5 protein-coding genes are annotated in these 10,625 nt (G+C 61.0%); 1 reads left to right on the top strand and 4 read right to left on the bottom strand.

Features of this window, described 5'->3' with window-relative positions; all coding sequences use genetic code 11:
• Positions 1-29: 29 nt before the first annotated feature.
• The 4 genes from ATI02_RS30515 to ATI02_RS30530 all read right to left on the bottom strand — a co-directional run bounded on the left by ATI02_RS30515 (position 30) and on the right by ATI02_RS30530 (position 3,520).
• The gene (locus tag ATI02_RS30515) at positions 30-509 is read right to left on the bottom strand and encodes a copper chaperone PCu(A)C (protein WP_095190136.1); all 480 of its coding nucleotides are present in this window, start codon (positions 507-509) and stop codon (positions 30-32) included.
• Positions 509-1,114: an SCO family protein gene (locus tag ATI02_RS30520; protein ID WP_095190135.1), complete on the bottom strand. Its 606-nt coding sequence runs from the start codon at positions 1,112-1,114 to the stop codon at positions 509-511. The genes ATI02_RS30515 and ATI02_RS30520 overlap by 1 nt, the downstream gene beginning before the upstream one ends.
• 156 nt (positions 1,115-1,270) lie before the next feature.
• Entirely contained in the window at positions 1,271-2,665 is a 1,395-nt protein-coding gene (locus ATI02_RS30525; protein WP_100848238.1) for an efflux transporter outer membrane subunit, read from the bottom strand.
• Between the two features lie 60 nt (positions 2,666-2,725).
• Positions 2,726-3,520, bottom strand: a complete 795-nt coding sequence (locus ATI02_RS30530) for a helix-turn-helix transcriptional regulator (protein ID WP_100848239.1) — start codon at positions 3,518-3,520, stop codon at positions 2,726-2,728.
• Positions 3,521-4,007: 487 nt separating this feature from the next.
• Here ATI02_RS30530 and ATI02_RS30535 point away from each other — a divergent pair, with 487 nt between their 5' ends.
• Entirely contained in the window at positions 4,008-10,421 is a 6,414-nt protein-coding gene (locus ATI02_RS30535; protein WP_100848240.1) for a non-ribosomal peptide synthetase, read from the top strand.
• Positions 10,422-10,625 lie beyond the last annotated feature (204 nt).

A 10,625-nucleotide genomic window follows, 5' to 3' on the forward strand; every position in this document is an offset into this window, starting at 1 on the left:
AGAACCTTTTTTATTGCCGCTCAGTCAGATCAATGCATCTTGCTGTGATCGTGACCTTCCATGTTGGTCAGCGAACGCACGGCGGCCTTCACTTCAACGGTTTCTTTCTCGCCCTTGGCGTTTTCCACAGTCAGGGTCAATGGCACGCTTTCGCCTTCTTTCAACTGACCGTTCAGGCCCATCAGCATGACGTGGTAGCCGTTTGGATCAAGCTTGACGGCTTTGCCGGCCGGCAGCTCGACGAACTTCACCGGGCCCATGGTCATGACGTCGTTCTTCATGCTCATTTCGTGGATCTGCACGTCCTTGGCTACCGGGGTCGCGACGCTGAGCAGCTTGCTGTCGGTGTCGGCGGTGAGGGTCATGAACGCGCCGCTGGCGGACTGGGTCGGCACGGTCGCACGTACCCAGGCGTCGTCGACTTTGGTCTGTGCCGAGACCTGGGAGGCGAGGCCGAGCAGGGACAGAGCGAATACGGCGCGTTTGATGTTGTTCAGAACGGGGTGCATCAGCAAACCTCCATAACAGTAAGCAAATCTTCCGTGCATTCTTCTGCCGAAAGTGAGGTGGACAGACCCAGGCGCAGTTCGCCGCGCGAGTCGAAGACGTAACTGGTGGCGGTGTGCGAGATGGTGTAGGTGTCGCCGGCCGGCACCTTCTCGAAAAACACGTCGAATTCCTTGGCGGTGGCCTTGGTTTCCTCAAGCGTGCCGTACAGCGCGACGAACGTCGGGTCGAAGGCTTTCATGTAGGCGTCGAGGATTTCTGGCGTGTCGCGCTCGGGGTCTAGGCTGATGAAGATCACCTGCAAGCGATCGCCGTCCTTGCCCATTAGTTTCTTGATTTTGGCCGCGCGGGCCAGGGTGGTCGGGCAGACTGCCGGGCACTGGGTGAAACCGAAGAACACCATCGGCATCAAACCGCGAAAGCTCGACAGGGTCATGGTTTCGCCGTCGGTGTTCTTCAGTTTGAAGGTGCGCCCCATGATCTTGTTACTCAGATCCTTGCCGTACTTGTACGACAATTGGCCGCGGGTGTCGCAGCCGGCGAGCAGGCCGAGCCCGAGTACGCCCATTCCCGCAAGTACCTTGCGGCGAGTCAACAAAGCCGTCATCTAATACCGCCTTTTGCAGCCCGTCAGTCGACAGGACTGGCGAGGGGTTAACCGTAAAAGCGGCGCATGATACCAAACTGAACCGGCGAGTCGGTTTTCGATCGGCTGACAGGGTGTCGCAGGGCGACAAAAGGTGTAAGAAAAAGTGACGAGTGCTTACTGAACAGCCTCCTGCGCAGCACGCCAGCCACCGCCCAGCGCGGTGTACAGGTTCACCTCGGCGACCAGTTGCGCCAAACGATCCGTGATCAGACCTTGCTGCGAACTGAACAGCGAACGCTGGGCATCGAGGAACACCAGACTGCTGTCGACGCCGTTCTGGTAACGGTTTTGCGCCAGGTCGTAGTAATCCTGCGTGGCTTGCACCAGATCGCGCTGCGCTTGCAGTTGTTGCTGATAAGTGCTGCGCGCCGCCAAGCCGTCGGCGACTTCCTGAAACGCCGTCTGAATCGATTTTTCGTACTCAGCGATCGCTACGTCTTTTTGCAACTTCGAATAATCCAGACTCGCGCGCAGGCTGCCGGCATTGAAAATCGGCAGGCTGATCTGCGGCTGGAACGTCCAGGCACCGGAGCCTGCGCCAAACAAGCCAGACAGATCACGACTGGAGGTACCGGCATTGGCAGTCAGGCTGACACTGGGAAAAAACGCCGCCCGCGCCGCGCCGATATTGGCGTTGGCGGCTTTGAGTTTGTACTCGGCCTGAAGAATGTCCGGACGCCGTTGCAGCAGGTCTGACGGCAGGCCTGCTGGCAGTTGTTGCACCAGATCACTGGCCAGCGGCCGCGCGGGCAGGGACTCGGGCACCGGCGTGCCGACCAGCAGGGTCAGGCTGTTCAAGTCCTGCGCGACCTGACGTTGATAGCGCGCCAGATTGGCTCGAGAGGTGTCGACGCTGGTTTTCGCTTGGGCCTGCTCAAGTGCCGACGACTTACCGGCCTCACGGTTGCGCGTGGTCAGGCGCAGGCTCTGTTGATCGGCGGCGAGGGTCTCGCGGGTCAGTGCCAGCAGCTCCTGATCGGCACGCCAGGTCAGGTAGGCGTTGGCGACGTTGGCCACCAGGCTCAACTGCGCGCTGCGCCGTGCTTCTTCGGTTGACAGCCAAGTCTGCAACGCTTGCTCGCTGAGGCTGCGTACGCGGCCGAAGAAATCCAGCTCATAGGCGCTGACGCCGAGATTGACCGCGTAAGTCGAGTTGATCAGCGCTTTGCTTTTGGTCACGCTCGGCGGCAGGCGTTGCCGCGATTCGCTGGCATTGGCCGACACCGCCGGCAGCAAATCGACGCGCTGAATGCGGTATTGCGCCTGGAACGCTTCGACATTTAGCGCGGCGACACGCAGGTCGCGGTTGTTGACCAGCGCACTCTCGATCAACTGTTGCAGGGCCGGGTCGTTGAACAGCGTGCGCCAGTCTTCGTTGGTCGTTGCAGCCTGTGGGCCTTGCGGGTATTGCGCGGCACTGGGCGAAGCGGGGCGCTGGTAGTCGGGAATCAAAGAACAGCCGCCCATCAGCATGGCCATGGTCAGCAGTGAAATTCGCAGGGTGGACATCGAACAGCCTCATACGTGAAAGAGGAGCCTCAAAAAGGGCGTTCACACGCTCAGTCCAGATCAGGCTCCGGCCATCCACTTCGCCAAACCATGCCGGCCACTGACCCCAAGCTTGGCCGTGGCGCGTTTGAGGTAGGTCTCGATCGAGCTGTTCTTGACCTGCAGCTTCTGCGCCATGTGCGGCACCGTGCCGCCGGTCAAAAGGCCCAGGCAGACTTCTTTCTCTCGCGCCGATAGAACCACGCCGCTCAACATCAGGCGTTCATCGAAAACCAGTGCAAGGGGGGCTTTATCGAGATTGACCGAGGGTAAGCGCGGTTGTTTGGAAAGGGTTTGCCGACTGATCTGCGCATGGCGTTCGATCAGCGGCAGCAGGGTGTCGGACAGGCTCTTGAGAAACGACAGCTCCGGCAGCGAAAACACCCGCTGGGTGTGCGGGCGGTAGAACGAAATGACACAGCGGCGGTTGGACGTGCGCGACACCAGATTGCATTGGTGAACGCTGTGCTGCGGATGTCGGGGCAGTAGCGAGGCTTTCAGTTGAATCAACAGCGAGTCATTCATCTCGATCATTTTCTGCAACAACGGATGATCGTCAGGACGCTCCAGCGGATCGGGCGGGGGGAACGTCTGCGGTAGACCGGCACTGCCCAGCGGCTTGATCTCGACCACACTGGCCTGACGCTCATCCAGCGTCCACTCGCTGAGATCGACCCGGTTGACCGGCACCAGCGTGTCGACCAACTGGAACATGTTCGTGGCGAAGTGATCATCGCCCGTGCTTGCAATCAGTTCCCCCAATTGCCAGTAGAAGTGCGGGTTTTCCATATTGCGAATGCTGCCGGTCAGATTCATATCCTTGTCATCCCTGGTACAGAGCCATCACTGAATCGTCTGCCTTCTATGTAAAAGCCACCCACCCAGCCATTTCTCCTTGAACATGATCTGGAGCGGGATTTAAGCCTATGGATTTGTCCTACGTCTGTAGGGGAATCCGGGGACACAAAGTGCCACTATTTCTGAACGTTGGCGCCGGGGTTCTGACGGGGGGGATGGCTGGAAAGTCGTTCACCGTGACCATCCAGTCATTGCAAGGGCCCGGAAAGTCGGCAGATCGCGTTCCTCGATTGCTGAAGCTGGGGCAAATGGCAGCATTGGCATGTGGTTCTTTTCCTACAAGCTTTTCAGTATTTTCTCTCCGAAAACTTAGACAGGACCTATGCGAAAAAGCCGATAAGCACTGTCGTGCGCGCAGGGGGGCAATGGTTGTCCGGGTTTCGGGTGTCATGTCGGCGCCGGGGCCGATGCTTGAATACGGGCAAAATCTCATGAGAAGGATCTTATGCCGCCTATTTCTGCCTATGCGGCGGACACCTCGTCCGTTTCACCCGCGACCTTTCCCCTGACCGCCGCACAGCTGGACATCTGGCTCGATCAATTGAGCCGGGGTGACTCGCCGCTGTACAACATCGGTGGATACATGGAGTTGACCGGCCCACTGGATCCCGCGCGGATGCAGGCGGCGCTCAGCCATCTGGTGAGCCTGCATGACGCGATGCGAATCGAGTTGTTGCCGGGTGCCGGCGCGGACGGACTGCCACGGCAACGTTTTGCACCATCGATGCCGGGGCCACTGATGACGTGGGATGTCTCTGGCCAGTCAGATCCAAAAGCGGCGGCGCGAGCGCTGATTCAGGAGCGGATCGACCAGACGTTCGCGCTGGACGGCGGTCCGTTGTACCGTTTTTTGCTGATCCGGTTCGATGACGATCTGCACTGGTTCTCCATCCTGGCTCACCACCTGATCGTCGACGGCTGGGGCTTCGCCGAGATGATCAAGTCGTTGGCCGCCATCTATAACGCGCTAGACGCCGATCAGAAGGCACCTGACACCGCGCTGTCCTACGTCGATTTTATCGAGGACGATGCGCGTTATTACCAGTCACCCCGATACGCGCAGGATCGCGCGTACTGGCTGGACAAATACCGCCTCCTGCCCGAACCCCTGCTGGTGCCGCGTTATCAGGAGCGCTTTGCCGGGCATGCGCCGTCCAGTCAGATCGTGGCGCGGACGTTCCCCGCCGTGCTGCATGAGCGCATGAAACAGCTCGGCCAGGGACTTGGCGCATCGGCGTTTCATGTGCTGCTGGCGGCGCTTCATGTGTATTTCAGCCGAACCGCACAGCGTGACGAATGGGTGTTGGGGATGCCGATTCTCAACCGGTCTGGCGCCCGATTCAAATCGACCGTTGGCTTGTTCACCCAGGTCAGTGCGGTGCGCATGGGGTTTGGTCGCGACCTCACATTCGCCGAATTGGTCAGGGCAATTCGCGATGAACTGAAAGAGAACTTTCGTCATCAGCGGTTTCCCCTGAGCGAGATGAACCGCGCCTTGGGCTTGCTGCGCGAGGATCGCGCGCAACTGTTTGAGCTGACGGTTTCTTACGAACTGGATGATCAAGAGCATATCTACGGCCAGGCACGGGGTCACGTGGTCAAGGTTTCCAATCATCAGGAGGCTGCGCCGCTGGCTATTTATTTGCGCAGTAACCGTTTCGACGAACAGGCCTGGTTGCACATTGCCTACTCCCCGATGTATTTCGAGGAAGGTGAAGTCGAGGCGTTTGCCGAGCGGCTGTTGTCGGTGGTGGAGCAAGGTCTGGAAAACCCGCAACTGCACGTGACCGAATTCGGCCTGCTCTCGCCGACAGAAACCGCGCTGCTGCAGCAATGGAACGACACTCGCGTCATTTATCCGCAAGGGTTGACCATCGTCCAGCGTTTCGAGGCGAGAGCGGCGCAACAACCGCAGGCATTGGCGGCGGTTGAAGAAGGACAGCCGCTGACGTATGCCGAGTTGAATCGTCAGGCCAATGCATTGGCACATCGCCTGCTCGAGCACGGCGTGCAGCCGGATGATCGCGTGGCGCTGGTGGCCCGCCGTGGACTCGACACCCTGGTCGGCTTGCTGGCGACTCTCAAGGCCGGAGCCGGTTATGTGCCGATCGATCCGGCGCACCCCGCCGAGCGTTTGAACTATCTGCTCAACGACAGCGCACCGGTTATCGTCCTGACGCAAAGCGCTTTGCGCGCACGTCTGCCGAAACTGGATGTGCCAGTGATCGATCTGAATCTGCGCGACTGGCCGGCCGACAACCTTGCCAACCCGCGAGTGGCCGGGCTGACCCCGGCGAACCTCGCCTATGTGATCTATACCTCCGGTTCTACCGGCCTGCCCAAAGGGGTGATGGTCGAGCATGGGACACTGGGCAATCTGGTCGATTGGCACTGTGACGCCTTCGATCTGCGCGCCGGTCAGCACACCTCAAGCCTCGCCGGTTTCGGTTTCGATGCCATGGCGTGGGAAGTCTGGCCGGCGTTGTGCGTGGGCGCGACCCTGCATCTGGCGCCCGCCACTGGCGGCAACGAAGACATCGACGCGCTGCTCGACTGGTGGCGTGCGCAACCGCTGGACGTCAGTTTTTTACCAACGCCGATCGCCGAGTATGCCTTTGGCAAACAACTCGACCACCCGACCCTGCGTACGCTGCTGATCGGCGGTGATCGCCTGCGTCAGTTCAACCGACAGCAGTCCTTCGAAGTGATCAACAACTATGGGCCGACCGAAGCCACAGTGGTTGCGACCTCGGGGCGGATCGACGCCGGTCAGGCGCTGCACATTGGCAAGCCCGTGAGTAACACCACGGTGTACTTGCTCGATGATCGACAACGGCCAGTGCCGATGGGGATTACCGGCGAGTTGTATGTCGGCGGCGCCGGAGTTGCCCGGGGCTACCTGAATCAACCGGAACTGACCGCCGCGCGCTTTCTGCGCGACCCGTTCAGTCGCGAACCGCAGGCGCGTATGTATCGCACCGGTGATCTGGCGCGCTGGCGTGCCGACGGTAACCTCGACTATCTGGGACGCAATGACGATCAGGTGAAAATTCGCGGTGTGCGCATCGAACTCGGCGAGATCGAAACCGCGCTCGGCAGCCATGACGCCGTGCGGGAAGCGGTGGTGCAGGTGCGCGACGGGCAACTGTTGGCGTGGTTCATCGAGCATGAGCCGCTCGACATCAACTCATTGCACGCCCACCTGAAAACCCGTCTGACCAGCGCCATGCTGCCGAGCGCTTATGTGCGCCTGACGGCGTGGCCGATGACCGCCAACGGCAAGCTTGATCGCAAGGCTCTACCGGCGCCGGGGCCGGAGGCGTTGATCCGCCGCGAATACGAGGCGCCGCAGGGCGCAGTAGAAATAGCGCTGGCGCAGATCTGGTCCGAATTGCTGCAAGTCGAGCGGGTCGGTCGCCATGACCATTTCTTCGAGCTGGGCGGGCACTCACTGATGGCCGTGATGCTCATCGAACGTATGCGACAGCTCGATCTGAGCAGCGACGTGCGGGTGCTGTTCAGCAAGCCGACGCTCGCGGCGCTGGCCGCTTCGGTGGGCACGGGGCGTGAGGTCGTGGTGCCGCAAAATCGTATCGCAAGCGATTGCACACGCATTACTCCGGACCTGTTGACGCTGGTGCAGCTGGATCAGCCGACCATCGACTGTGTCGTCGCCACGGTGCCAGGCGGCGCTGCCAACGTGCAGGACATCTACCCCCTGGCACCCTTGCAGGAAGGCATTCTCTACCACCACATCACCGCAGCGCAGGGTGACCCATACCTGCTGCAGTCGCGGCTGGCGTTCGACAGTATCGAGCGGGTCGAGGCCTTCGCCGAGGCGTTGCGTCGGGTCATGGTGCGGCATGACATTCTGCGCACCGCCGTGGTCTGGGAGGGCCTGACTACCCCGGTGCAGGTAGTGTGGCGCGAGGCAATTCTGCCCGTTCAGGAAGTGCTTCTCGACCCTGCCGACGGCGCAATCATCGATCAGTTGCACGCGCGCTTCGATGCCCGGCGCTATCGCCTCGACGTCAGCCAGGCACCGATGATTCGTCTGGTGTATGCCCGTGATCCGGCGCTCGACCGGGTGGTTGGCATTCTGCTGTTTCATCATCTGGCGATGGATCACGTTGCGCTGGAAGTGATGCGCGGCGAGATGCAGGCCAGTCTGTCCGGGCAGGTTCAGCCGCTGGCAGCGCCGGTGCCCTATCGCAACTATGTGGCGCAGGCGCGGTTGGGTGTCAGCGAGCAGGAGCACGAGGCGTTTTTCCGCGAGATGCTCGCGGATATCGATGAGCCAACGCTGCCGTTCGGTTTGCAGGAAGTGCAGGGCGATGGTCGCCGTATCGATGAGGCTCGGCAAATGCTCGATGAGGGTTTGTATCAACGCTTGCGCACTCAGGCGCGGCAGGCCGGCGTCAGTGTCGCCAGTCTGGTTCACTTGGCTTGGGCGCGGGTGCTGGCGGCGACTTCCGGTCAAGAGCAAGTGGTATTCGGTACCGTGCTGATGGGGCGCATGCAGGGCGGCGCTGGGGCCGACCGCGCACTGGGGGTGTTCATCAATACCTTGCCGCTGCGCATCGATGTTGCTGCGGCCGTTTTGCACGGAGTGCAGGCGACCCATGCGCGGTTGACCGCGCTGCTCGGGCACGAACACGCCTCGCTGGCACTGGCGCAGCGCTGTAGTGGTGTGGCATCGCCGTCGCCATTGTTCAGTGCATTGCTCAATTACCGTCACACCGACCCGAGTGAGCTGTCAGATACGTCACCTCACACCTGGCAAGGCATTGAAACCCTGGCCAATGAGGAACGCACCAATTATCCGCTGACGCTCAGCGTGGATGACCTGGGCAGCGATCTGCGGCTGACTGCCCGAACTGTCGCGCAGATTGGTGCGCAGCGGATCTGCGCATATGTGCACGCAGCTTTGACCGGGCTGGTGGAAGCGCTGGAGCAGGCACCGCAACGGCCTTTGAATCGCCTGCCGATTCTGCCGGTCGACGAGTTGCAGCGGTTGCTGGTCGAGTTCAACGCCAGCGAGGTCGCTTGCCCGTTGGAGCAGCCGCTTCAGATGTTGTTTGAACAACAGGTTCGTCTCAAGCCGAATGCTATCGCGCTGCAATCCGAGCAAGGAGATCTGACTTACGGCGAGCTCAATGCACGCGCCAACCGACTGGCGCATCATCTGCGCGAACAAGGCGTGCAGCCGGATACGCGCGTGGCGATCTGCGTCGAGCGTGGACTGGATCTGGTGGTCGGTCTGCTCGGCATCCTCAAGGCGGGCGGGGCCTATGTGCCGCTTGACCCGGACTATCCGCTGGAACGCCTGCGTTACATGTTGCAGGACAGCGCGCCGGTCGCCGTGCTGGTGCATGCCGCTACCCGCGAGCTGCTCGGTGAGCACGATGTGCCGCTGATTGATCTCGATCGTGGCAGTTGGCAGTACAACGGCGAGAGTAACTTGCAGGTGCCAGGCCTGAGTGCCTCAAACCTGGCGTACATGATCTATACGTCGGGCTCCACCGGCACGCCAAAAGGGGTGATGCTGGAACACCGTGGTTTGTGCAATCTGGTGCATTGGGGCTCGCAAATCTGCCCTCCGACGTCGGATAGCGCGCTACTGCAAAAAGCACCATTCAGTTTCGATGGGTCGGTGTGGGAGTTTTTCTGGCCGTTGGCTTCCGGCGTACGGCTGGTATTGGCACGGCCTGACGGTCATCGTGATCCGGCCTATCTGACGCAAGAAATCCGCGATCGGCAGATCAGCGTGATCAAATTCGTGCCGGCGCTTCTGCAACAGTTTCTGGAGCAGGACGACGCAGGACAGTGCACCAGTCTCACGGACATATTCTGCGGAGGTGGCGAGTTCACCGCCGCTCTGGCCCAACGTGCGCGCCAGCTTCTGCCTTGGGTGCGCTTGCACAACGTCTACGGTCCGACTGAAGCCACGGTCGACAGCACGGCGTATACGCTGGAGCCGCATATGCCGGTTCCGGCAATCGAACTGCCAATCGGCAAAGCCATCGGCAACACTCGGCTGTACGTTCTCGATGAGCACGACCAACCGGTGCCGCTCGGCGTCAACGGCCAGTTGCACATTGGCGGCGTCGGGGTCGCGCGGGGTTATCTGGGGTTGCCACAGTTGCAGGCCGAGCGTTTCATCGACAGCCCGTTTGTAGCCGGTGATCGGCTGTACCGCACTGGCGATCTGGTGCGCTACGCCGCTGACGGCAATTTGCAGTTCCTGGGGCGCAACGACTTCCAGATCAAGTTGCGTGGTCTGCGCCTGGAACCGGGAGAGATTGAGGCGCGGCTGATCGAGCACCCGGCGGTGCGTGAGGCGGTGGTGATGGTGCGCGATGAGCGACTGGTCGCCTGGTATACCGTGCGCGCGGGCATTGAAGCGCCGAGTCTTGAAGCCTTGCGTGCCCAGATACTGGCGCATTTGCCGGAGTACATGGTGCCCGCAGCTTTCGTCCTGCTCGGCGCTCTGCCGCTTACGCCTAACGGCAAAATCGACCGCAAGGCCTTGCCGGAGCCAGGAGCCGAGGCGGTACTCAATCGGCCCTATCAGCCGCCCGAAGGCGACGTTGAAACCGAACTGGCGCGGATCTGGGCCGAGGTGCTCAACGTCAATCAGGTCGGGCGCCACGACAACTTCTTCGAGTTGGGCGGGCATTCGTTGCTGGCGGTGAGCCTCGTTGCGCGCATGCGTCAGACCGGGCTACACACCGACGCACGTTCGCTGTTCAGTCAGCCGACACTGGCGGCACTGGCGGCCAACACCCGCAGCCAGGCTCAGCACCTGGAAATCCCGCAGACCACCATCCCGAGCCTCAACCGCAAGCGCCGGCTCTGACAATCCAGCCTATAAGCGCTGCCGCAGCCTGCGGCAGCGTCTGCCGGGGGATTCAAAGGGTCGCAGCTCATGGGGAGGTGGATTGTCCCTGCTTCCCATGTCAGCTCGCCAAGCCTTGATGTTTTAGTTTTTCCAGGCTGCGCGCATCTCGCACGGACTCGCGGCTGCACGCTCCTTTTTCTCGTATTTACAGCAGGTTATCCC

Origin of the sequence: Pseudomonas baetica, assembly GCF_002813455.1 — a bacterium.
Classification (GTDB): domain Bacteria; phylum Pseudomonadota; class Gammaproteobacteria; order Pseudomonadales; family Pseudomonadaceae; genus Aquipseudomonas; species Aquipseudomonas baetica.